The sequence below is a fragment of the Luteimonas saliphila genome (assembly GCF_016774335.1).
Lineage (GTDB): Bacteria > Pseudomonadota > Gammaproteobacteria > Xanthomonadales > Xanthomonadaceae > Luteimonas > Luteimonas saliphila.
In genome coordinates, this window is the sequence record NZ_JAETWA010000035.1 from 117,240 (window position 1) to 138,499 (window position 21,260).

General features: G+C 70.5%; 23 protein-coding genes. 17 read left to right on the forward strand and 6 right to left on the reverse strand.

The genetic code is table 11. The annotated features are described in order from the left end of the window. Window position 1: 1 nt before the first annotated feature. Window positions 2-1,489 (reverse strand): AAA family ATPase, encoded by a 1,488-nt coding sequence (locus JMO03_RS09195; RefSeq protein WP_202842683.1) that lies wholly within the window; start codon window positions 1,487-1,489, stop codon window positions 2-4. Between the two features lie 246 nt (window positions 1,490-1,735). On the opposite strand from JMO03_RS09195, the gene JMO03_RS09200 reads away from it, so the two are divergent. The 10 genes from JMO03_RS09200 to JMO03_RS09245 all read left to right on the forward strand — a co-directional run bounded on the left by JMO03_RS09200 (window position 1,736) and on the right by JMO03_RS09245 (window position 9,734). Then, window positions 1,736-2,371: a ParA family protein gene (locus tag JMO03_RS09200; RefSeq protein WP_149102926.1), complete on the forward strand. Its 636-nt coding sequence runs from the start codon at window positions 1,736-1,738 to the stop codon at window positions 2,369-2,371. Window positions 2,372-2,417: 46 nt separating this feature from the next. Next, window positions 2,418-2,894, forward strand: a complete 477-nt coding sequence (locus JMO03_RS09205) for a SixA phosphatase family protein (RefSeq protein ID WP_202842685.1) — start codon at window positions 2,418-2,420, stop codon at window positions 2,892-2,894. Next, window positions 2,891-3,481 (forward strand): YceI family protein, encoded by a 591-nt coding sequence (locus JMO03_RS09210; protein ID WP_202842689.1) that lies wholly within the window; start codon window positions 2,891-2,893, stop codon window positions 3,479-3,481. The genes JMO03_RS09205 and JMO03_RS09210 overlap by 4 nt, the downstream gene beginning before the upstream one ends. Next, complete coding sequence (locus JMO03_RS09215) at window positions 3,478-5,415, forward strand: phospholipase D family protein (RefSeq protein ID WP_202842691.1); 1,938 nt, start codon at window positions 3,478-3,480, stop codon at window positions 5,413-5,415. The genes JMO03_RS09210 and JMO03_RS09215 overlap by 4 nt, the downstream gene beginning before the upstream one ends. A 306-nt stretch (window positions 5,416-5,721) precedes the next feature. Beyond that, entirely contained in the window at window positions 5,722-5,904 is a 183-nt protein-coding gene (locus JMO03_RS09220; RefSeq protein WP_202842693.1) for a hypothetical protein, read from the forward strand. A gap of 131 nt (window positions 5,905-6,035) precedes the next feature. Next, the gene (locus tag JMO03_RS09225) at window positions 6,036-6,656 is read left to right on the forward strand and encodes a YkvA family protein (RefSeq protein ID WP_202842694.1); all 621 of its coding nucleotides are present in this window, start codon (window positions 6,036-6,038) and stop codon (window positions 6,654-6,656) included. Between the two features lie 11 nt (window positions 6,657-6,667). Continuing rightward, the gene (locus tag JMO03_RS09230) at window positions 6,668-7,084 is read left to right on the forward strand and encodes a hotdog fold thioesterase (protein ID WP_202842695.1); all 417 of its coding nucleotides are present in this window, start codon (window positions 6,668-6,670) and stop codon (window positions 7,082-7,084) included. 138 nt (window positions 7,085-7,222) lie between these two features. Continuing rightward, window positions 7,223-7,978 (forward strand): lysophospholipid acyltransferase family protein, encoded by a 756-nt coding sequence (locus JMO03_RS09235; RefSeq protein WP_337926390.1) that lies wholly within the window; start codon window positions 7,223-7,225, stop codon window positions 7,976-7,978. Further along, window positions 7,975-8,982 (forward strand): alpha/beta fold hydrolase, encoded by a 1,008-nt coding sequence (locus JMO03_RS09240; RefSeq protein WP_202842697.1) that lies wholly within the window; start codon window positions 7,975-7,977, stop codon window positions 8,980-8,982. The genes JMO03_RS09235 and JMO03_RS09240 overlap by 4 nt, the downstream gene beginning before the upstream one ends. Before the next feature lie 137 nt (window positions 8,983-9,119). Continuing rightward, complete coding sequence (locus JMO03_RS09245; RefSeq protein WP_202842698.1) at window positions 9,120-9,734, forward strand: YbhB/YbcL family Raf kinase inhibitor-like protein; 615 nt, start codon at window positions 9,120-9,122, stop codon at window positions 9,732-9,734. A 144-nt stretch (window positions 9,735-9,878) separates the two neighbouring features. Here the strand turns inward: JMO03_RS09245 and JMO03_RS09250 are convergent, their stop codons facing one another. Continuing rightward, window positions 9,879-10,691, reverse strand: coding sequence for an META and DUF4377 domain-containing protein (locus JMO03_RS09250; RefSeq protein WP_202842699.1), 813 nt, complete (start codon window positions 10,689-10,691; stop codon window positions 9,879-9,881). Window positions 10,692-10,851: 160 nt separating this feature from the next. On the opposite strand from JMO03_RS09250, the gene JMO03_RS09255 reads away from it, so the two are divergent. Further along, window positions 10,852-11,250, forward strand: coding sequence for a VOC family protein (locus tag JMO03_RS09255; protein ID WP_202842700.1), 399 nt, complete (start codon window positions 10,852-10,854; stop codon window positions 11,248-11,250). A gap of 276 nt (window positions 11,251-11,526) precedes the next feature. Further along, on the forward strand, window positions 11,527-12,798 hold the full coding sequence (locus JMO03_RS09260; RefSeq protein WP_202842720.1) for an RNA polymerase sigma factor: 1,272 nt from the start codon (window positions 11,527-11,529) through the stop codon (window positions 12,796-12,798). A 14-nt stretch (window positions 12,799-12,812) separates the two neighbouring features. Here the strand turns inward: JMO03_RS09260 and JMO03_RS09265 are convergent, their stop codons facing one another. The 4 genes from JMO03_RS09265 to JMO03_RS09280 form a co-directional block, all read right to left on the reverse strand. Next, the gene (locus JMO03_RS09265; RefSeq protein ID WP_202842701.1) at window positions 12,813-13,406 is read right to left on the reverse strand and encodes a YceI family protein; all 594 of its coding nucleotides are present in this window, start codon (window positions 13,404-13,406) and stop codon (window positions 12,813-12,815) included. A gap of 61 nt (window positions 13,407-13,467) precedes the next feature. Continuing rightward, on the reverse strand, window positions 13,468-13,854 hold the full coding sequence (locus JMO03_RS09270; RefSeq protein ID WP_202842702.1) for a VOC family protein: 387 nt from the start codon (window positions 13,852-13,854) through the stop codon (window positions 13,468-13,470). Window positions 13,855-13,894: 40 nt separating this feature from the next. Continuing rightward, window positions 13,895-14,257 carry a DUF1428 domain-containing protein gene (locus JMO03_RS09275; protein ID WP_202842704.1) on the reverse strand — a complete coding sequence of 121 codons (363 nt, stop codon included), beginning with the start codon at window positions 14,255-14,257 and terminating at the stop codon, window positions 13,895-13,897. Between the two features lie 221 nt (window positions 14,258-14,478). After that, window positions 14,479-15,273, reverse strand: a complete 795-nt coding sequence (locus JMO03_RS09280) for an undecaprenyl-diphosphate phosphatase (RefSeq protein WP_202842706.1) — start codon at window positions 15,271-15,273, stop codon at window positions 14,479-14,481. Between the two features lie 358 nt (window positions 15,274-15,631). Between JMO03_RS09280 and glnA the strand changes: the two genes are divergently transcribed. The 5 genes from glnA to JMO03_RS09305 all read left to right on the forward strand — a co-directional run bounded on the left by glnA (window position 15,632) and on the right by JMO03_RS09305 (window position 21,256). Beyond that, window positions 15,632-17,041 (forward strand): type I glutamate--ammonia ligase, encoded by a 1,410-nt coding sequence (gene glnA, locus JMO03_RS09285; protein ID WP_202842707.1) that lies wholly within the window; start codon window positions 15,632-15,634, stop codon window positions 17,039-17,041. Window positions 17,042-17,314: 273 nt separating this feature from the next. After that, window positions 17,315-18,019: a TorF family putative porin gene (locus tag JMO03_RS09290; RefSeq protein WP_202842709.1), complete on the forward strand. Its 705-nt coding sequence runs from the start codon at window positions 17,315-17,317 to the stop codon at window positions 18,017-18,019. A 35-nt stretch (window positions 18,020-18,054) separates the two neighbouring features. Next, window positions 18,055-18,393 (forward strand): P-II family nitrogen regulator, encoded by a 339-nt coding sequence (locus JMO03_RS09295; RefSeq protein ID WP_149102907.1) that lies wholly within the window; start codon window positions 18,055-18,057, stop codon window positions 18,391-18,393. A gap of 22 nt (window positions 18,394-18,415) precedes the next feature. Further along, the gene (locus JMO03_RS09300) at window positions 18,416-19,804 is read left to right on the forward strand and encodes an ammonium transporter (RefSeq protein WP_238346024.1); all 1,389 of its coding nucleotides are present in this window, start codon (window positions 18,416-18,418) and stop codon (window positions 19,802-19,804) included. Between the two features lie 681 nt (window positions 19,805-20,485). Further along, window positions 20,486-21,256 (forward strand): N-acetylmuramoyl-L-alanine amidase, encoded by a 771-nt coding sequence (locus tag JMO03_RS09305; protein ID WP_202842710.1) that lies wholly within the window; start codon window positions 20,486-20,488, stop codon window positions 21,254-21,256. Window positions 21,257-21,260: the final 4 nt, after the last annotated feature.

Below are 21,260 nucleotides of genomic sequence, written 5' to 3' on the forward strand. Positions count from 1 at the left end.
CTCAGTCCGCCGGCACCGTGCGGCTGCCGGCCCAGGCGCGCAGTGCGGCCACCTGTTCGCGCATCACCACCGACAGCGGGCGGGTCGCGCGGATCTCCTCCAGCAGCAGCGCGTCGTCGATCGGTCGCGCGTCGGCGTGGGCGACGTACAGCGCGGCGACGATCGCCTGTTCGATCTCGGCGCCGGAGAAGCCTTCGGCCGCCTGCGCCAGCGCCCGCTGGTCGAAGCGCTCCGGATCGATCTCGCGTCGGCGCAGGTGCAGTTCGAACACGTGCGCGCGGGTGTCGGCATCGGGCAGGTCGACGAAGAAGATCTCGTCGAAGCGGCCCTTGCGCAGCAGCTCGGCGGGCAGGTCCTGCACCTGGTTGGCGGTGGCGACCAGGAACACCTGCGACTTGCGTTCGGCCATCCAGGTCAGCAGGTAGCCCAGCACCCGCCGCGAGACGCCGCCATCGCCGTCGGCGCTGCCCGCGGCCAGTCCTTTCTCGATCTCGTCGATCCACAGCACGCAGGGCGCGAGCTGTTCGGTGGAAGCGAGCGCGGCGCGCAGGTTGGCTTCGGTTTCGCCGTGGTACTTGGCGTAGAGGGTGCCGAAGTCCAGCCGCACCAGCGGCACGCCGAAGCCGCCGGCCACGGCCTTGGCCAGCAGCGACTTGCCGCAGCCCTGCACCCCGAGCAACAGCAGGCCCTTCGGCGGGTCCAGCCCCGGCGGCGCCTCGCCGTCGACGAATACCCGCCGGCGCTGTTCCACCCAGCGCTTGAGCCGGCGGGCGCCGGCGACGTCGGCGAAGCGTGCGGTGTCGTATTCGTAGTGCAGGTGGCCGCTCTTGTTGAGCAGCTCGAACTTCAGCCGCGCCAGCGCCGGCAGGTCGCCGGGGCCGAGCACGCCGTCGTCCTGGATCAGGTGGCGGGCGATGCGGCGCGCATCCATCGCGTCCAGGCCCTGCAGGTTGCGCACGATCCGGCGCACCACCGCGTCGTCGGCCTCGACCCGGCGGCCCTCGTTCACGCGCTGGAAGGCGGCGATCTCCTCGCGCACCAGCTTGAGCAGGGCATTGGCGTCGGGCAGGCGCAGGCGCAGGCGCGCGGCCTTGGCGTCGAGTTCGCCCGGCAGTTCGACCTTGTGCCCGACCAGGACCACGGTGTGCGCCAGGCAGCCGCGGCGCTGCAGGATCTCGCGCAGTTGGCGCTGGGTGCCGGCATAGCCGAGGTAGGGGTGGAAGTCGAGCAGCAGGTAGACCCCGCGCTGGTCGGCGTTGCGGATCGCGGCCAAGGTGGCGCCGGCATCGGGCGCCACGTCCGCCGGGTCCTCGCGGTCGAGGTCCAGCCGGCGCAGGCCTTCGGTGATCGACCAGCGGTACAGCGCCCGCCACACGTGGGTGAGCGATTGCCGGAACAGGGCCACCACGCGCATCTCGTCGGGGGTCTCGACCACGATCAGCGGGGTATCGGCGCGGATCAGCGCCACGAGGTCCTGCAGGTCGCTCATGCACGGGTGTCGAGGCTGGGGCCGGGCGACGATAGCAGACGCGCGGGGGCGGCCGGGCCGTTCCGTACCGTGCCGGTTCCGGCCCCGTCGCCGGGGCCGCGGGATGCGGCTTCGCGCGCTGTTGACCCTCGGATCGTGAAGATCGCGTCGGAAGCGCTGCGGTCCCGGGGCGCCCCTTGCGACCGGTTCGCGGCTGCCGCGCCGCCGGTGTACGCTCGCGACTCGTTCCCAAGGCGGAGGCAGTGGATGAAGACCGTGCTGGTGGCCAGTTCCAAGGGCGGTGTCGGCAAGACCACGATCGCAACCCACCTCGCCGCGGAGTCCGCGCTCGCGGGGCGCAAGACCGTCCTGGTCGATGCCGATCCACAGGGCTCGTCCACCCGCTGGTGCGAACGCCGCGCCACCCTGGAAAGCGCGGTGCTGCCGATCGACGGCGCCAGCCGGCACCGCACCGCATGGAAATCGATCCCCGAGGGCACCGATCGCGTCGTGGTCGACGCCCCGGCCGGCGCCCATGCCGATGCGCTGGAAACCTACCTCGAGCACGCCGACGCGCTGGTGGTGCCGGTCCTGCCCTCGGCGCTGGACATCGACGCCACGGTGCCGTTCCTCAACGCCCTGGCCAAGCATCCGCGGGTGCGCAAGGGCGAGCTGCGCGTAGGCCTGGTCGGCAACCGCCTGCGGCCGTGGACCAATGCCTCGCAGCAGGCGATGGACCTGCTCAACCAGTGGCCGTATCCGCTGGTGGCGCAACTGCGCGACAGCCAGGCCTACGTGATGCTGGTCGGCTTCGGCAAGAGCCTGTTCGACTACAACTCGGCGCACGTGCGCGAACACCAGGCGGACTGGCAGCCGCTGCTGAAGTGGCTCAAGCGCGCCTGAGCGTGCGCCAGGGCTGCTGTGCGACGCCACCGGGAGGAAGGCATCGATGCGTGAACTGATCCTGCTGCGGCACGCGCATGCCGAGCTGCCCCAGCCCGGGCAGGCGGATTTCGACCGCCCGCTGTCGGCCGAGGGCCTGGCCGAGGCCGATGCGGTCGCGACCTGGCTGCGCGACAAGGCACTGGTGCCCGACCGGGTGCTGTGTTCGCCGTCGCGGCGCACGCGCGAGACGCTCGATGCGGTGGTGGAGGTCGTGGGCAACCTCGACAAGCGCCTGGAGCCAGTGATCTACGAGGCGATGCCGGGCACGCTGGCGGGCCTGATCGACGGCCACCGCGACGCCGACCGGCTCATGCTGGTCGGCCACAACCCCGGCCTGGAACGGCTGGTGGCGCTGCTGCACAGCGGCCAGTCGGGCGAGTACCGCGGCATGCCGCCGGCCGCGGTCGCGGTGCTGTCGCTGCCCGCCGAGTCCGCGATCGAGCCGGGCATCGCCACCCTGTCCGCATTCTGGTGGCCATGACTTCGACGGCGGGGCCGCGGGCCTCGCGCCCGCTGCGGTGGCTGTCGCTGCTGCTGGGCCTGTGTGTCGCGCTGCCGCTGCCGGCCGCCGAGATCGATACCGCCCACTCGCGCATCGGCTTCACCCTCAAGACCCGCTGGGGCCAGGCGCTGGAGGGCCGGTTCCCGCACTGGCAGGGCGAGATCGCGGAGGTATCGGAGCAGCGCCGCCAGGTGCGGCTACGCCTGCCCACGCGCGAGGTGGAGATCCTCGACCATCCCCAGTACTCCAAGGTCACGCGGGGCAAGGGCTTCTTCGACGCCGACCAGCATCCCTACGTGGAATTCGTGTCCGACCCCTACGACGACGAGCTGCTGCGCGAGGGCGGCCTGCTGGGCGGCGCGCTCACGATCCGCGGCGTGCGCCGGCGCGAGGTGTTCACCCTCGAACCGGCCACCTGCGACCGGCCGACGCTCGACTGCGACGTGGTCGCCAGCGGCGTGGTCTACCGCAGCGACTACGCGATGGATCGATGGGCCTTCGCCCTCGGCGACCGTGTGGTGTTCTCGCTGCACATCCGTACCCGGACCCCGCCGAAGACACCATGACCCCGGCGTTGCGCGTCCTCGCCGCGCTGCTGGTCCTGACCTGCAGCGCCTGCGGCAGCCTGTCGACCCTGCAGCGCGACCAGGCCGCACGGATCGCGGCGGAGGCCCGTTCGACCCTGGTCGAATGCGATGCGGCCGACGCCTGCGCGCGACCCTCGCCGCTGCGCGAGCTGGGCGTGCGCGCCTGGGCCGAAAGCACGCCGCAGCAGCCGCGGCATTACGCGCTGCTGCTCGACTACGGCCAGGACGCGCTGGTCTCGCGCCTGGACCTGATCCGCGGCGCCCAGCGCTCGATCGACCTGCAGACCTACATCTTCGACGAGGACGACGCCGGCCACCTGGTGCTGGACGAGCTGCTGGCCGCGGTGCGCCGCGGCGTGCGGGTGCGGGTGCTGGTCGACCAGCTCTCCGCGCTGCGCCAGGTCGACACCCTGGCCGCCCTGGCCTCGGCGCACGCCAACCTCGAACTGCGCATCTACAACCCGGTGCTGGCGCGTGCGCGCATCAGCTACCCGATGTACGCCTGGGCCGCCGCCTGCTGCTGGCGCCGGCTCAACCAGCGCATGCACGGCAAGCTGTTGCTGGTCGACGGCATCGTCGGCATCACCGGCGGGCGCAACTACCAGGACGACTATTACGACTGGAATCCCGAGTTCAACTTCCGCGACCGCGACGTCCTGGTCAGCGGGCCGGCGACCGCCGCCATGGCGGAGAACTTCGAGGCGTTCTGGAACGCGCCGCTGAGCGTGCCGGTGGAGCGGCTGGACGATGTCGGCCGCCACCTGTTGCGCGAGGGCGCCCCGCCGCTGTCGCCGTGGCCCTACGAGGATCCGCAGCGGGTCGCGGCGATGTCGCGCGCCGCCGACGATGCCGTGCTGGTGCGCCAGGGGCTGGCCGGGGCGGCGATCCCGGTGGGCGAGGTGGTCTTCATCGCCGACCTGCCGCAGAAGCACCGCCGCGACCGCGAAGCCGCCGTCGGCGGCGCGCCGGCCTCGCCGCTGCTGCACGGGCTGATCGAATCGGCGCGGGAGGAGGTGTTGCTGCAGACGCCCTACCTGGTGCTGTCGAAGCCGGCGCAGGCGATGTTCGAGCGGATGCACGAGCGCGCAACGCCGCCGCGGGTGATCGTCTCCACCAACAGCCTGGCGGCGACCGACTCGTTCATCACCTACGCGCTGTCCTACAAGTACAAGCGCCGCTACCTGCGCGACTTCGGTTTCGAGATCCACGAGTTCAAGCCGTTTCCGGAGGATGCGCCGATCGACCTGGAGGCCACCGGCGCGGTCGACATCTCGTGGAATGCGGACGGCAGCGTCAACATCGGCGAGGCCGCGCCGGATGCGGCGCCCGGCGACGGCGCCGATGACGATGTCCGGCGCGAACCGCCGCTCAGCCGCGAGTACGCCGCGCTGCGCTATGCCGGCATCGGCGTGCACCGGCGCGTGCCGCTCAAGCGCGCCGGCGTACGTTTCGGCCTGCATGCGAAGTCGCTGGTGATCGACAACCGCATCGGCGTCGTCGGCACCCACAACTTCGATCCGCGCGGCGACGACTACAACACCGAGAGCGCGGTGATCATCGACGATCCGGTCTTCGCGCGGGCGCTGGCCGACAGCATCCGCCGCGACATCGCGCCCGCGAACGCCTGGGTGATCGCGCGCCGCGACAAGCCGCCGGTGTTCTCGGGGCTCGAGTACTCGCTGGCCAAGGTGTCCGAGCACCTGCCGGTGTTCGACCTGTGGCCGATGCGCTACGCGACCAGCTACGAATTCCAGCCGGGGCCGGCGTGTCCGCAGCCGCTGTCGCCGTTCGACCCGGATTTCCGCGACTGCCACGAGCCGGTGGGCGACTTCCCCGAGGTCAATCTCGGTTTCCGCACCCTGCTCACGCGCATTTTCACGGCCTTCGGCGCCGGTCTCGCGCCCATCCTCTGAGCCGCCTGCACCCGCGCGGGCCCCGGGGCGACTCGGTCCCGCGGTAGCGGGAGGCTGCGCGATCGGCGGGTTCCCCGATCCGCGCGCCCGCCCGCGGGCTGGCACAGGCGCTGTCCGCGCGCCTTGCCGTAGGTCGTCAGTCATGCCTCCGGAGATGCAACCGACGGCCCCCGAATCCCATCCGAATCAACAGGTTCCGGCCGGAAGCGAACATTTCCGCAAGGCCATGACTTCCGGCCCATGCGAGAACCCGTTTAGTGTATTACTTTACCAACACACCAAAACACAACGCCCACGAGGCCCACCATGAACGTTTCCCCCCGCACCCCCTCCCGCCAGACCCTGACGCTTGCCCGTACCCTGCGTCCGCTGCCCGCCTTCGAGCGCCGCGAGCGCGGCTTCGGAGTCGGCTACGGCAACAGCAGCGGTTACGCCACCGACAAGCGCTACACACCGGCGTCGGGCGACGCGCGCTTCCGCTTCGCGTGACCTGCCAGGCGGCGCACCCGTCGCCGCCGACGTCGCTGCGGACGCGGGCTGCACACCGCTTCGCGCGATTGACGCGCGCGCCGCGCGCGGCCTAGGCTGCACGTCTTTTCTCCTCCGCCCCGGACCCCGCCATGTCGCTTTCGCTGACCATCGACCTCAACGACCAGGATCTCGCGCATTTCACCGCCGCGCTGAAAGCCGCGCACAAGGCGGCGGAGCACAAGTCGGCCGACGAGATCATCGCCGCCGCGGCGGGGTTGCTGGAAGGTGCGCAGAAGGTCAAGACGCCGGACTTCATCCGCGAACGGCTGGTCCGCCTGGACGACATGATCGCGATGGTCCGCGACGAGGGCTGGCACCTCGAGGACGAGGACAAGCAGCACGTGCTCTCGGCGCTGGTGTACTTCGCCGATCCCAAGGACGTGATCCCCGACCACGTCGAGGTGCTGGGTTTCCTCGACGACGCGATCATGATCGAGCTGTGCGTGCGTGAGCTCAAGCACGAACTCGACGCCTACGACGACTTCTGCGATTACCGCGAACGCGAGGCCAGCAAGCGCGGCATCGATCCGGCCACCGTCGGCCGCGCCGACTGGCTCGAGAGCCGCCGCGACGAGCTGGTCGAGCGCATGCACGCGCGTCGCAGCCGCGATGGCGGCGGCGAGTTCGGCATGGGCTACGGCAGCAGCAGCGGCTACGGCAAGGCCAGCTACTCGCGCGCGTGGCGCCCGAGCCTGTTCAAGTTCCGCTGAGCCCGGCGCGGATGTTCCGCGCGGACGTCTCCCTCGATGAGCTCAACGCGATGTCGCGGAACACCGCGATGGAGCCGCTGGGCATCGTCTTCACCGAGATCGGCCCCGACTACCTGCGCGGCACGATGCCGGTCGACGCGCGCACGCACCAGCCGTACGGGCTGCTGCATGGCGGTGCCTCGGTGCTGCTGGCCGAGACGCTCGGCAGCAGCGCCGGCGGCCTGTGCGCGCCGGAGGGACACGGCGTGGTCGGCATCGAGATCAATGCCAACCACCTGCGGGGCGTGCGCAACGGCACCGTCACGGGCACCGCACGTCCTCTGCACGTGGGCCGCAGCACCCAGGTCTGGGACATCCGGATCGAGGACGAAGCCGGCAAGCTCGTCTGCGTCTCGCGGCTGACGCTGGCGGTGGTGCCGCGCGGCTGAGCGCGGGCGCGCGCCTTCGACGGTCCCTGTCGGGACGCTGCACCGCAGCCCGCCGCGTCACCCTCCGCTGGCCGATGGCGGCCGCCATTGGGTATCGTGCGCGCATCGAATTCCCGTTGCTGCTGGCTGGCTTGCCCTGTGCGCGTCCTCCGTTACGCGGTGCGTATCCCCTTCCTGCTGTGGCACCTGCTGGTGCATCTGCCGCTGACCCTGCTGCTGATGGCCCCGCCGCTGGGCAACCTGCGGCTGGCCGGCGGCGGCCGCCTGCACCAGCGCGCGGTGCGGCTGTGGTCGGGCGGGCTGATGCGGGTATTCGGCATCCGCACGCGCCGCATCGGGCATCCGGTCCCGGGCGCGGTGATGTTCGTCGCCAACCATGTCAGCTGGCTCGACATCGTGGCCCTGCACAGCCAGCGGATGATGGGCTTCGTCGCCAAGCGCGAGATCGCCGGCTGGCCGCTGGTGGGCTGGCTGGCCGCGCGCGGAGAGACCATCTTCCACCAGCGCGGCAGCCAGGAATCGCTGGGCGGGGTGCTGCACGAGATGCTGGCGCGGCTGCGCGACGGCCGCGCAGTGGGCGTGTTCCCCGAAGGCCGCACCCGCGACGGGCGCGAGGTCGGCCCGTTCCATGCGCGGATCTTCCTGGCCGCGGTCGAGGCCGGCGTGCCGGTGCAGCCGGTGGCGTTGCGCTATGGCGAACACGGCAGCGCGCAGACCGTGGTGGCGTTCGCGCCCGGCGAGAGCTTCTTCGGCAACTTCCTGCGCCTGTTGGGCGAGCCGGCGCGGCCGGCGGACGTGGTCTTCCTCGAACCGATCGCGCCCGGCGACACCGAGGGCCGCCGCCGCATCGCCGAGACCGCGCGCGAGCGTATCGTCGCGGCGATGGCGCCGTGACGCCCGGCGGCGGCCCGCTCGCGCCAGCCTACGCGCCGCCGCGCTGGCTGCGCAGCCCGCACCTGCAGACGGTGCTCGCGACCAGCCCATGGCGGCGCAGGCTCGGGGCGGAGGCGCTGGCCAGGACCGGCGCGGTGACCACCGAGCACCTGCTCGACGGCGGCGACGGCGTGCGCCTGCACGGCCTGCACAGCGTGGTGCCCGGCACCGAACCGCGCGGGCTCGCGCTGCTGCTGCACGGCTGGGAGGGCAGCGCCGAATCGAGCTACATGCGACTGACCGCCGCGCAGCTGCTGGCGCGCGGCTTCGAGGTGTTCCGGCTCAACTTCCGCGACCACGGCGACACCCACCACCTCAATCCCGACATCTTCCATTCCTGCCGGATCGAGGAAGTGGTGCACGCCGCGCGCGACGTCGCGACGCGCTTCGCGCCGCGGCCGATGGTGGTCGCCGGCTACTCGCTGGGCGGCAACTTCGCCCTGCGCCTGGCCCTGCGCGCACCGGCCGCCGGCCTGCCGCTGGCCCGCGTCGCCGCGGTGTGCCCGGTGCTGGACCCGGCGCGGACCATGCACCGGATGGAACACGGGCTGTGGTTCTACATGCGCTACTTCGAGCGCAAGTGGCGCAGTTCGCTGTTGCGCAAGCGCGCGCTGTTCCCCGAACAGGTGGGTTTCGACGACGCCACCCTGCGCCTGGGCATGCGCGAGCTGACCGAATGGCTGGTGCAGCGGCACACCGACCTGGGCAGCATCGACAACTACTTCGACGGCTACTCGGTGGCCGGCGACCGGCTGCAGGCGCTGCAGGTCCCGGCCCACATCCTGATGGCGGCCGACGACCCGGTGATCCCGCTCGACGAATTCCATGCCCTGGCCCTGCCCGAACTCGCGCGCGTGGAGATCGTGCCCTGGGGCGGGCATTGCGGCTTCCTCGAGGATGCGCGCTTCGGCGGCTATGCCGAACGCTGGGCGGCGGAACGGCTGGCGGCGGCCGTGTCCGAGTGAGCACGAATCACGTGAGCGCCGCAGGCGACCGCTGCCGGACGAGGTTCGCGACCGGTCGCGGCTGAAGCCGCTCCTGCGATTTGAACGCATATCGGTATGGACTATCCTGCACGCCCTGACCCGCACGGGAGATCGTCATGCGCATTCGCAGCGAGAGTTTCGAACACCGCGGCGCCATCGCGTTCGAATTCGCGATGGGCGCGCCGGACGGCTTCGGCGGCAACCGCAACCCGCACCTGGCATGGGAGGACGTGCCCGAAGGCACGCGCTCGTTCGCGCTGCTGTGCATCGACACCGACGCGCCGACCGATCCGTCGCTGGCCGGCAAGGAAGGCGTGGAGATCCCGGTCGCGCACCCGCGCGGCGACTTCGTGCACTGGGCGATGGCCGACATTCCGGCCGACGTGCGCAGCATCGACGCGGGCAGTTGCAGCGACGGCGTGACCAGAGGCGGCAAGTCGGCGCCTCCGGGCCCGGCCGGCGCGCGCCAGGGCCGCAACGACTACAGCGGCTGGTTCGCCGGCGATGCCGAACTCGGCGGCGACTACCTCGGCTACGACGGCCCGTACCCGCCGCCGAACGACCTGCGACTGCACCGCTACTTCTTCCGCGTGTTCGCGCTGGACGTGGCGACGCTCGGACTGGCGGACGGCTTCACCGCCGGCGACGTGCTGCGCGCGATGCAGGGCCATGTGCTCGCCGAGGCGGCGACGTACGGGACCTATTCGCTGCACCCGCGCGCGGGCGATTGAGCCAGCACCCGGGGACGCCGTTGCCGCCGGCACGCGCGGCGCCGTCTCTTCGTCCCCCGCGCCACTGCGCCGATGCGGCGGCGACATGCGCGGAAGCGTCGCGGCCCTTGCCGGGCAACCGCCTGAAGCGCGCGACGCCTGCGCTCAGGGCGTCACGGTCTCCGATTCGACCACCATGTCCAGCACCCAGGCGACCGACGACCCGTCGGCCGGGGGATCGGCCACGTCGAAGCGGTTCACGCGCAACACGTTGCGCACGCCCTGCTGGTGGGTGTAGCCCTCGATCTCCCCGTAGAAGAACTGCCACTCGCCTTGGCCGCTCTTGAGGCCGCCCGCGTCGTACTTCACTTCGCGCACGTGCAGGCAGCGGAAGTCCGGGATCAGCGGGTGGTGGCAGGCCACGCGTTCGGGCGCGACCTCTAGGAACACGCGCTCGCCGGTGCCGCCGTGCCGCGTCTGCGCGGTGGGCGTGCCGCTGAAGCCGAGGCGGTCGCCGGCGTCGGTGGTCAGCACCAGGGTGCCGTCGCCGCCGCTGGCGAGCGTGCCGCCGGCGGACAGGCGTGCGGCGATCGCATCGTCGGCGGCCATCAGCGCACCGCCGCCGCAGAACATCTTGGTCCGTCCCAGCGGCCCGACCGCGAGCCGGTCCCCGGCCAGCGTGTAGTCGCCGCTCATGCGGTTGCAGCCGCCGCTGACCGAAACGCGGCCGTCGGCGAACTCCAGCTGCAGGTGCCGATCGGGTGCGGGGAACAGCGCGTCGATACGCTGGCCCGCACGGTCGACGGCGGAATCGAGCTGCCAGCCGGATGCGGCCAGTGCCTGCGCGTCGGGGGCCGCGGCGGGCGCCAGCGGCGGTGCGACCCCATCGGTCGCGGGCGGGGGCGAGGCCGGTGGATGGGACGGCGTGCACGCCGCCAGCGCGGCGGCGAGCGGGACCAGGGCGAGTAGACGACGCATGGCGATGCCTCCGGGAACGATGTCGCCGGCCAGCCTACGCCCATCTGCGGGCGGGCACTGCGGCGGTGCGACGCGTTGTCGATCGGCGGTGCGCGGGTTCGTCGTCCGGGCAGGGTGGGGCGATGTCCCGCCTCCCCCGGACCGGCCCGCAGGAGTCCCCATGCCACGCAGGATCTTCGTCGACCTCCCGGTCAAGGACCTCCACGCGTCGGTCGCGTTCTTCACCGCCCTCGGCTTCAGCTTCAATCCGCGGTTCACCGACGCGAATGCGACCTGCATGATCGTCGGCGACGGCATCTTCGTGATGCTGCTGGTCGAGCCGTTCTTCGGCACCTTCACCGAACGCGCGATCGTCGACGCGCGCACCCATACCGAAGTCCTGGTGTGCCTGTCGTGCGACAGCGACCGCGAGGTCGACGCACTGGTCGCGAAGGCGGTCGCCGCCGGCGGCCAGGCGCATCGCACGGCGCAGGACCAGGGATTCATGTACGGCCACGGCTTCGTGGATCCCGACGGCCATCTCTGGGAACTGGTGCACATGCGGGAGATGCCGGCGTGAGCCGGCGCGGGGCCGGGTAGTGGACACGCCGGAGGCAGGGCGTTGAGCATGCTCGGGCTGTTGGCGCGACGCGGCCTGGAGGCGGTCGGCCCCGGCAGCGGCCGCGCCCCGCACGCGGCGGCGCCATCGCCGGCGCACGAACCGCCGCCGAGGCCCGAGACCGAGGATCGTGCCGCCTGCGGCGGGATGCCGGCGCGCGCCGCCGCCCATGCGGAGCCCGAGCCATGACGTCCGCGACTTGCGCGCCGCGCGGCGGCGGTGCTCTGATCCATGGCCATGCCCGTCCCGGAACTGCACCGCCGCATCGACGCCGTCTGGCGCGCCGAATCCCCCAGGGTGATCGCCGCGCTGATGCGCATGGTGCGCGACCTCGACCTGGCCGAGGAACTGGCGCAGGACGCGCTGGTCACCGCGCTGGAGCGCTGGCCCGCCTCGGGCGTGCCTGACAACCCGGGCGCATGGCTCATGGCGACCGCCAAGCACCGCGCGATCGACCACCTGCGCCGGTACCAGCTGCAGCAGCGCAAGCACGCGCAGATCGCGCAGGAGCTCGACGGCCTGCACGACGAACTCCACGCCGCGCGCGAGGCCGCCTTCGACGACGACATCGGCGACGACCTGCTGCGGCTGATCTTCGTCGCCTGCCATCCGCTGCTGTCGCTCGAGGCCCGCACCGCGCTGACCCTGCGCCTGCTGTGCGGCCTGACCACCGACGAGATCGCGCGCGCGTTCCTGGTGCCCGAGGCCACGGTCGCGCAGCGCATCGTGCGCGCCAAGCGCACCCTCGGCGAGGCCGACGTGCCGTTCGAGGTGCCGCGCCGCGAGGAGCTGCCCGAGCGGCTGTCGGCGGTGCTGGGCGTGGTCTACCTGGTGTTCAACGAAGGCTATGCCGCGACCGCCGGCGACGACTGGATGCGACCCGCCCTGTGCGCCGAGGCGCTGCGCCTGGGGCGCCTGCTGGTGGGACTCGCGCCGGGCGAACCGGAAGCCTTCGGCCTGCTCGCGCTGATGGAGCTGCAGTCCTCGCGCGCGGCCGCGCGTACCGGTCCGTCCGGGGAACCGATCCTGCTGCAGGACCAGGACCGCGCGCGCTGGGATCGCGACGCGATCGAGCGCGGCCTGCTCGCGCTGGCGCACGCGGAACGCCTGGCGACCGGCCCGGGACCCGGTCCGTACATGCTGCAGGCGGCGATCGCGGCCTGCCATGCGCGCGCGCCGAGGCTGGAGCGCACCGACTGGACGCGGATCGTGCGGCTGTACGACGTGCTGGCCGACGTCGCGCCCTCGCCGGTGGTCGACCTCAACCGTGCGGTCGCGGTCTCGATGCGCTCCGGACCGGAAGAGGCGCTGGCGCTGGTCGATGCGCTGGCCGACGCCCCCGCCCTGCGCAGCTACCACCTGCTGCCCGCGGTGCGCGGCGACCTGCTGCATCGCCTCGGCCGCTTCGACGAGGCGCGGCTGGAATTCGAACGCGCCGCCGGCATGACCCGCAACGCGCGCGAACGCGCGTTGCTGCTGGCCCGCGCCGAAAGCGCCGCCGCCGACTGAGATCCGGCTGCCCGCTACCGCTTCGCGGTGCCGGGCTCGACCTCGACCGCCTCGACCTGGATGCGCAGGTCGACGCTCATGTCGAACCCGTAGTCCTTGCCGGCGGACATCCCGAACTCGTCGCGCCGGATCGTGGCGAAGGCGTCGGCTCCGCACAGCTCGCGCCGGTGCAGCGGGTGCGGCATGCATTTGAAGCTGCGGATTTCCAGCGTCACCGGCCGGGTGACGCCACGCAGCGTCAGCTCGCCGTCCACGCGCGTCGGCCTGCCGTCATCGAAGCCGGCCAGGGTGCCGGTGTAGGTCGCCTCGGGCCAGGTCGCGGTATCGAAGAACCCGGCGCCGCGCGCCTCCGCATTCATCGCCTCGAGGCCGTAGTCGATGCTGCCGGTGTCGATGACGACCTCGATCCGTCCGCTGCCCGCGGTCTTGTCCAGCACCACGGTGCCGCGGGAAGTGTTGAACTTGCCGCGCCAGACCGAGAGCCCGCCCAGGTGGTCGGCCTCGAAGCTGGGGAAGGTGTGGGTGGGATCGATTTCGTAGACGGTGTCCGCCGCGGTCGCGGGAAGCGCGACCAGCAGGGCGGCGATGGCGAAGACGGGACCTCGCATGTGGGCTCCTTGGAGGAAGGCGCGCAGCGCAACCCCGCGCGCCGTGGGGCTGGCACCGGCACTAGCGCATCGAGTGCAGGCCGAACAGGTTGCCTTCGGTGTCGAAGGCCAGGACGATGAAGCCGTACTCGCCGATCGACATCTTCTCGCGATGCACGCGGCCGCCGGCCCCGGCCACGCGCGCGCCGGTGACGCCGCAGTCGTCGCAGCCGAAGTAGACCAGGGTGCCGCCGGGGCCGGACGGCACGCCGGGCATGTGGCACAGCGCGCCGTTGGCGCCGTAGCGTTCCATGTCGCCGGGGAAGGCCCACATCTCCAGGCCGTCGTCGTCCCCGGGCGCCTTCAGCGGCTCGAGTGTGGTGCCCAGGACGGCTTCGTAGAACGCGCGTGCGCGGGCCATGTCCTGCACGTAGAGTTCGAACCAGTTGACGCTGTTTGTCTCGGACATCGGAGCTCCCTGCCGGCCGGGCCGGCGTGTGGTGGATGGATTACAACGCGACGATCGATTCGAACCCGCCCCAGACCATGCGCGCGGGGTCGAACGGCATCTTCATCCGGCCCGGCGACATCGCCTCGATGCGCGGGTCGGCCATGACCTTCCTGTTCACCGCGTCGCGATGCCGGCGCGAGCGGTAGACGATGAACGAGAACAGGACCACCTCGCCGCGCTTGCGCTGGACCGCCAGCGGGAACGACGTCAGCTGGCCCGGCGACACGTCGTCCTCGACGCATTCGAGGTACTGCAACGCGCCGTACTCCATCCAGACCTTGCCCGCCTTGCGCGCCATCCGGCGATAGGCGGGGAGGTTGCGTCCGGGGACGGGGATCAGGAAGCCGTCGATGTAGGCCATGTCGTCTTCGCTCCGGTCGGGGATGCCGCGGCTGCGGCTGCGATGCCGCGGTGGTCCCGGGGTCGACGAATGATGGGCCCGGAGATCGACGACGCAGCGACAGTTCGTCGGGCCGCGGTCCCGGAGATGGCTTGGGACGGCTACGGTCGGCGCGGTCGCGCGGAGCGCGCCTCACCGTCGCCGCAGGCGGCCGCGACGAACGTGCGTCGTCCCCGCCGGCCTCAGTCTCCGGCCGGCAGCCACAGCAGCAGCGCGCCGCCGAGCAGGATCCGATAGACCGCGAAACCGGTGAAGCGGTGCTTCTTGATGTAGCCGAGCAGCCACTTCACCACCACGAAGCCGGTGGCGGTGGCCGCGGCGAACGCCAGCGCCACGTCGCCCCAGGCCTCGCCGCCCATGGCGCCTTCCTTCCACAGTTCGAGGAAGGCGTAGCCACTGGCCGCGAACATGGTGGGGATGCCGACCAGGAACACGAATTCGGTCGCCGCCGAGCGCCTCCCGAGGCCGGCCAGCATCGCCATGAAGATCGCCGCGGCCGAGCGGGAGGTGCCGGGGAATACGCCCGCCACCACCTGCGCCAGCCCGACCAGCACCGCCACCGTCCACGTGACCTCGATGCCGTCGCCGCGACGTTCGGCCACGCGCTCGGCGACGATCATCCATACCCCGCCCAGGATCAGCGCCCAGGCGATCGGGGTCACCGTTTCCGGCAGCTCCCAACCGGCCAGCCGCACCGGCAGTCCGACCAGCGCGGTGACCCCGAACGCGGCCGCGAGCTTCGTCGCGTAGTCGCGGTTGGCGCGATCGTGCAGGCCGGTGGCCAGGTCCCAGATGCGCTGGCGGAACACCAGCGTGATCGCCAGGATCGCACCGGCCTGGATGACGATGTTGAAGAAGTCCGATCGGGCGCCGAGCCAGTGCTGCGCGATCAGCAGGTGGCCGGTGCTGGAGACCGGCAGGAACTCGGTGAGCCCTTCGAGGATGCCCAGCAGGAGGGCGGACAGCGGATCTGACATGGGAGCCCTTCGGTGCGCAGCCGGCAGGATAAACGCAAAGCCGCGGTGCGGCCGGCGGCGTTGCCCTGCCCGCGTGGCGCGACGGTGCTGCGGCCGCAGCGAGGGCGTCGCGACACGTCGCCTGATTCGCCTCGAGCACCCGCCGGCGACCCGACGCCGATCCGTGCGCGGCCGGGTTCATGCGGCAGCCGGCACTCCCCAACTTGGTGCAACCGTCACAGAATCTTCACCGAAACCGTGCGGTTTCGGCGCGGCCGCGCTGCACATTTATTGAAAATCAATAGGTTGTATGCGGACGAGCGTTGGCACGCGGCTTGCGTCACATTACCCATTCCTTCGCAAACCTGAGGCCTCACCGATGTCGCTCGAGAATGTCGAAAAGCTGATCAAGGACCACAAGGTCGAATTCGTCGACCTGCGCTTCGTGGACATGCGCGGCGTGCAGCAGCACGTCACCTTCCCCGCCAGCATCGTCGAACCCTCGCTGTTCGAGGACGGCAAGATGTTCGACGGCTCCTCGATCAGCGGCTGGAAGGGCATCAACGAGTCGGACATGATCCTGCTGCCCGACGCGTCCACCGCCTATCTCGATCCGTTCTACGCCGATCCGACCCTCAACCTGACCTGCGACATCCTCGACCCGGCGACGATGCAGGGCTACTCGCGCGACCCGCGTGGCATCGCCCGGCGCGCCGAGGCCTACCTCAAGTCCAGCGGCATCGCCGACCAGGCCTTCTTCGGCCCCGAGCCCGAGTATTTCGTCTTCGACTCGGTGCGCTTCGGCAACGACATGGGCCACACCTTCTTCCAGATCGAGTCCGAGGAAGCGGCGTGGAACACCGGCAAGGACTACGAGGGCGGCAACAGCGGTTACCGTCCCGGCGTCAAGGGCGGCTACTTCCCGGTGCCGCCGACCGACTCGCTGCACGACCTGCGCGCGGAGATGGTCAAGACGCTCGAGCAGATCGGCATCGAGGTCGAGGTCCACCACCACGAGGTGGCGACCGCCGGCCAGTGCGAGATCGGCACCAAGTTCAACTCGCTGGTGAAGAAGGCCGACGAGCTGCTCGCCACCAAGTACGTGATCCGCAACGTCGCCTTCCGCAACGGCAAGACCGCGACCTTCATGCCCAAGCCGATCGTCGGCGACAACGGCAGCGGCATGCACGTGCACCAGTCGCTGGCCAAGGGCGGGCAGAACCTGTTCTCCGGCGACGGCTACGGCGGCCTGTCGCAGATGGCGCTGTGGTACATCGGCGGCATCTTCAAGCACGCGCGCGCGATCAACGCCTTCACCAACTCCGGCACCAACAGCTACAAGCGCCTGGTCCCGGGCTTCGAGGCGCCGGTGATGCTGGCCTACTCGGCGCGCAACCGCTCGGCGAGCTGCCGCATTCCGTGGGTGTCGAACCCGAAGGCGCGCCGCATCGAAGTGCGTTTCCCCGATCCGCTGCAGTCGGGCTACCTGACCTTCACCGCGCTGATGATGGCCGGCCTGGACGGCATCAAGAACCAGATCGACCCGGGCGGCCCGAGCGACAAGGATCTGTACGACCTGCCGCCGGAAGAGGAGAAGCTGATCCCGCAGGTGTGCTCGAGCCTCGACCAGGCCCTGGCCGCGCTCGATGCCGACCGCGACTTCCTCAAGGCCGGCGGAGTGATGAGCGACGACTTCATCGACGGCTACATCGACCTGAAGATGCAGGAAGTCACCAAGTTCCGCGCCGCCACCCACCCGCTCGAGTACCAGCTCTACTACGGCGTCTGATCGAACCGGGCGTCCGGCGCGAGCCGGGCGCCCGGCTGCCTTCCGCGTCCGGCGCGTCGCCGGGCGTGCGGCCCTCCCCCACGCGGGCCGCGCCACTCCCAAGCCTAAGGAATCCATCGGCACGAGCACACGGAACCAGGGAACCAGTACGACCGGACAGGGCCCGCAGAGCGCCCGCCGGCGCCCGCGCCAGGCATGGGGATGCCCAGCGGGTGAGCAGACATGCAAGACCGGGGAGGGCTTTTCCATTTTTCCGCAAATGAGGAGCCTGTCATGTCACCACGCAAGATCGCAGCTGCAACCCTGTTGTCCGCCGGGCTGCTCATGGCCGGCAACGCGGCCGCCGAAGTGTCCGGTTCGGTCACGGTGGTCAGCGACTACCTGTTCCGCGGCATCACCCAGACCAACGAGGAACCGGCCCTGCAGGCGGGCCTCACCTGGGAACACGAGAGCGGCTTCTACGCCGGCGCCTGGGGCAGCAGCATCAGCTGGCTGTCCGATGCCGATCCGGAGATCTCCAGCCAGGTGGAACTCGACGGCTTCATCGGCTACGCCGGTTCGTTCGGCGAGAGCGACTTCGGCTACGACGTCGGCGCCAACTACTACTGGTATCCGGGCGACTACCCGGCCGGTTTCACCGACGCCGATACCCTCGAGCTCTACCTCGGCGTGAGCTACAAGTTCCTCAGCGCCAAGTACTGGTACGCGGTCACCGACCTGTTCGGCATCCCCGATTCGGACGGCAGCACCAACCTCGACCTGTCGGCGAGTTTCGAGTTCGAGGACGGCTGGAGCACCACCGCCGCGGTCGGCAAGCAGTGGGTCAAGGGCGTCGGCGGCACCGGAACCTACGCGTTCTGGAAGGTGGGCGTCGACAAGGCCTTCGACAGCGGCTTCGGCATCGGCCTGTCCTACAACGACAACGACCTGATCGGCCCCGACGAGACCTTCGTGCTGTCCCTGTCGAAGTCGTTCTGACCGACGCGACCCCAGATTCCAAGAGGAGGCGTTCCATGAAACTGATCATCGCCATCATCCGGCCGTTCAAGCTCGACGAGGTGCGCGAAGCGCTCGGCGAGGCCGGCGTCTCGGGACTGACGGTCACCGAGGTCAAGGGCTTCGGCCGGCAGAAGGGCCATACCGAGCTCTACCGCGGCGCCGAATACGTCGTCGACTTCCTGCCCAAGCTCAAGATCGAGGCGGCGGTGTCGGACGAGGTCTTCGATGCCGCGCTCGAGGCCATCACCAAGTCCGCGGGCACCGGCAAGGTCGGCGACGGCAAGGTGTTCGTCGTCGCGCTCGACCAGGTCATCCGCATCCGCACCGGCGAAATCGGCGCGGACGCGCTCTAACCCACCTGTGGAGGCTCATTCCATGAAATTCCTTTCATTCTCCGGGTGGAAGACCCGCATGCAGGCGCTCGGACTGGCCCTGCTGGTCGGCGTGGCCGGCCTGACCGGCACCTTCGATGTGCTCGCGCAGGATGCGACCGCGCCGGTAGCCGAGGCGGTTGCCGAAGCCGCCGCAGAACCGGTGGTCGACAAGGGCGACGTCGCCTGGATGCTGACCTCGACCCTGCTGGTTCTGCTGATGGTGGTGCCGGGCCTGGCGCTGTTCTACGGCGGCATGGTGCGTTCGAAGAACGTACTGTCGGTGCTGATCCACGTGATCTCGGTATTCTCGCTGCTGGTGGTGCTGTGGATCGTCTATGGCTACTCGCTGGCGTTCTCCGGCGAAGGCGCGTGGATCGGCAACCTCGACAAGCTGTTCCTCAAAGGGGTGACGATCGATACGCTCGCGGCCACGTTCACCGACGGCGTCAGCCTGCCCGAGTACGTGTTCGTCGCGTTCCAGTCGACCTTCGCCGGCATCACCGGCGCGCTGATCGTCGGTGCGTTCGCCGAGCGGGTGAAGTTCTCGGCGGTGCTGTTGTTCTCGGTGATCTGGTTCACGCTCGGCTACCTGCCGATCGCGCACATGGTCTGGGCGACCGGCGGCTTCCTGTTCGAGCGTGGCGCGCTGGACTTCGCCGGCGGCACCGTGGTGCACATCAACGCGGGCATCGCCGGCCTGGTGGGCGCGTACTTCGTCGGCAAGCGCGTGGGCTACGGCCGCGAGGCGCTCAAGCCGCACAACGTCACCCTGACCTTCGTCGGTGCGTCGCTGCTGTGGGTGGGCTGGTTCGGCTTCAACGCCGGCTCCAACCTCGAAGCCACCGCGGGCGCGGCGCTGGCCTTCATCAACACCCTGGTGGCCACCGCTGCCGCGGTGCTGGCGTGGGCGCTGACCGAGAAGCTGACCAAGGGCAAGGCCTCGGCGCTGGGCGTGGCTTCGGGTGCGGTCGCCGGCCTGGTCGGCATCACCCCGGCGGCGGGACTGGTCGGTCCGCTCGGCGCGATCGCGATTGGTCTGGCCGCGGGCGTGATCTGCGTCTGGGGCGTGACCGGGCTGAAGAAGCTGCTCAAGGTCGACGACACCGCCGACGTGTTCGGCGTGCATGCGATCGGCGGCATCGTCGGCGCGATCCTCACCGGCGTGTTCTACGCGCCGGGCCTGGGCGGCCTGGGCGGCGACGACTTCGACATGGGCGCGCAGGTCGCCACGCAGGCGCTGGGCGTGGTCATGACGATCGCCTGGATCGGCATCGTCTCGGTCGTGGGCTTCCTGGTGGCGAAGCTGGTCTTCGGCCTGCGCGTGAGCGAGGAAGCCGAACGCGAGGGCCTGGACATCACCACCCACGGCGAATCGGCCTACGAGTCCTGATCGAAGCGGTATCCACCTCCCCCACGAGGTGAAGGCGGGCAGCGCGAGCTGCCCGCTTTTTTCTTCTGCCATTGCGAAGGAAAGGCGAAGTCGGGAAAAGCGAAGCGGCTGGCCGTTGATCGTGGCGCCGGGCACGGGTGCCCTTGGGTGCGAATGTCCCCCGGCAACGGCCTGGCGGCCGTCGCCTCCTCCTTGATTTCGCACCCAAGGACACCCGCACCCAGCGTTCCGGATCTGTCGCGGCCGCCAAGGCAATATCCAGAGCACTCCGCGCCCGCGGGCATGTAACCGCAAGCCGCGGCCCAACGTGGTCAGGTTCTGCGGCGAGATCAGGGAGGGATGGATTCGAACGGCAGGCGCCCTGTCATCTCGACCGCAGGGAGAGATCTGGCCACGTCCCGGGATTTCTCCCTTCGGTCGAAATGACAATGGGAGGCGCACTGAATCCCCGGGCCGCACGCCGCAGGCGGACGCCGCGGGACATTCGCCGCAGAGGCCTGCCGGCCGCGGCGGGCCCGTCAGGACACCACGACGCGGACCGCGCAAGCGGGCAGTCGACGGGCAATCCACCTTGCAATCACGCGCGATGAGCGTACGCACACGCCAGAGCGCAGGCGTCGAACGGCGGCGAACCGCCCCGAAGAACTTGCAATCGCGGCGCGCAGGCGATGCAATGCGGGCATGTCGAAACGAATCCGCCTCGCGATCCTGTGCGCTTGCGCGCTCGCGCTCGCCGCCTGCCAGCATGGCGCGCCGCGCAACCCCATGGCCACCTGGGTGCCTTCCGATAACTTCGATGCGCGTCGCGCCCAGGTGATCGTGCTGCATTACACCGAACAGGATTCGGTGGAGCAGAGCCTGCGCACGCTGCGCACGCGCAACAGCGGTGGACGGGTGAGCTCGCACTACCTGGTGGGCGACGACGGGCGTATCTACCAGCTGGTCGCCGACGATCACCGCGCCTGGCACGCAGGCGCGGGGAGCTGGGGCACGATCCACGAACTGAACTCGGCCTCGATCGGCATCGAGATCGACAACGACGGCACCGAGCCCTTCAGCGAGCCGCAGGTGTCCGCGCTGCTGCGCCTGCTGGACGACCTCACCGCACGCCATCGCATCCCGAAGACCGCGGTGATCGGTCATTCCGACCTGGCCCCGGGCCGCAAGATCGACCCGGGGCCTCTGTTCCCGTGGAAGCGGCTGTTCGATGCCGGCTTCGGTATCTGGCCCGACCCCGACGCGCCGCCGCCGCCGCCGGAATTCGATCCGGTCGATGCCCTGCGCCTGATCGGCTACTCCACCGACAGGCTCGAGGCCGCGATCCACGCCTACCGCATGCGCTTCCGGGGCGACAACGGTACCGCGCTCGACGAGCAAGACCTGCGCATCCTGCATGCGCTGACCTGGCGGCGTTCGCCGGTCTCCGTGCCGCAGGAAGCCGGTGCACGCTGAGGTC

What these genes read in the sequence shown, in the direction of transcription:
- JMO03_RS09195 (WP_202842683.1), bottom strand. Translation starts at nt 1,489, where the DNA reads ATGAGCGACCTGCAGGACCTCGTGGCGCTGATCCGCGCCGATACCCCG.
- JMO03_RS09200 (WP_149102926.1), top strand. Translation starts at nt 1,736, where the DNA reads ATGAAGACCGTGCTGGTGGCCAGTTCCAAGGGCGGTGTCGGCAAGACC.
- JMO03_RS09205 (WP_202842685.1), top strand. Translation starts at nt 2,418, where the DNA reads ATGCGTGAACTGATCCTGCTGCGGCACGCGCATGCCGAGCTGCCCCAG.
- JMO03_RS09210 (WP_202842689.1), top strand. Translation starts at nt 2,891, where the DNA reads ATGACTTCGACGGCGGGGCCGCGGGCCTCGCGCCCGCTGCGGTGGCTG.
- JMO03_RS09215 (WP_202842691.1), top strand. Translation starts at nt 3,478, where the DNA reads ATGACCCCGGCGTTGCGCGTCCTCGCCGCGCTGCTGGTCCTGACCTGC.
- JMO03_RS09220 (WP_202842693.1), top strand. Translation starts at nt 5,722, where the DNA reads ATGAACGTTTCCCCCCGCACCCCCTCCCGCCAGACCCTGACGCTTGCC.
- JMO03_RS09225 (WP_202842694.1), top strand. Translation starts at nt 6,036, where the DNA reads ATGTCGCTTTCGCTGACCATCGACCTCAACGACCAGGATCTCGCGCAT.
- JMO03_RS09230 (WP_202842695.1), top strand. Translation starts at nt 6,668, where the DNA reads ATGTTCCGCGCGGACGTCTCCCTCGATGAGCTCAACGCGATGTCGCGG.
- JMO03_RS09245 (WP_202842698.1), top strand. Translation starts at nt 9,120, where the DNA reads ATGCGCATTCGCAGCGAGAGTTTCGAACACCGCGGCGCCATCGCGTTC.
- JMO03_RS09250 (WP_202842699.1), bottom strand. Translation starts at nt 10,691, where the DNA reads ATGCGTCGTCTACTCGCCCTGGTCCCGCTCGCCGCCGCGCTGGCGGCG.
- JMO03_RS09255 (WP_202842700.1), top strand. Translation starts at nt 10,852, where the DNA reads ATGCCACGCAGGATCTTCGTCGACCTCCCGGTCAAGGACCTCCACGCG.
- JMO03_RS09260 (WP_202842720.1), top strand. Translation starts at nt 11,527, where the DNA reads ATGCCCGTCCCGGAACTGCACCGCCGCATCGACGCCGTCTGGCGCGCC.
- JMO03_RS09265 (WP_202842701.1), bottom strand. Translation starts at nt 13,406, where the DNA reads ATGCGAGGTCCCGTCTTCGCCATCGCCGCCCTGCTGGTCGCGCTTCCC.
- JMO03_RS09270 (WP_202842702.1), bottom strand. Translation starts at nt 13,854, where the DNA reads ATGTCCGAGACAAACAGCGTCAACTGGTTCGAACTCTACGTGCAGGAC.
- JMO03_RS09275 (WP_202842704.1), bottom strand. Translation starts at nt 14,257, where the DNA reads ATGGCCTACATCGACGGCTTCCTGATCCCCGTCCCCGGACGCAACCTC.
- JMO03_RS09280 (WP_202842706.1), bottom strand. Translation starts at nt 15,273, where the DNA reads ATGTCAGATCCGCTGTCCGCCCTCCTGCTGGGCATCCTCGAAGGGCTC.
- glnA (WP_202842707.1), top strand. Translation starts at nt 15,632, where the DNA reads ATGTCGCTCGAGAATGTCGAAAAGCTGATCAAGGACCACAAGGTCGAA.
- JMO03_RS09290 (WP_202842709.1), top strand. Translation starts at nt 17,315, where the DNA reads ATGTCACCACGCAAGATCGCAGCTGCAACCCTGTTGTCCGCCGGGCTG.
- JMO03_RS09295 (WP_149102907.1), top strand. Translation starts at nt 18,055, where the DNA reads ATGAAACTGATCATCGCCATCATCCGGCCGTTCAAGCTCGACGAGGTG.
- JMO03_RS09300 (WP_238346024.1), top strand. Translation starts at nt 18,416, where the DNA reads ATGAAATTCCTTTCATTCTCCGGGTGGAAGACCCGCATGCAGGCGCTC.
- JMO03_RS09305 (WP_202842710.1), top strand. Translation starts at nt 20,486, where the DNA reads ATGTCGAAACGAATCCGCCTCGCGATCCTGTGCGCTTGCGCGCTCGCG.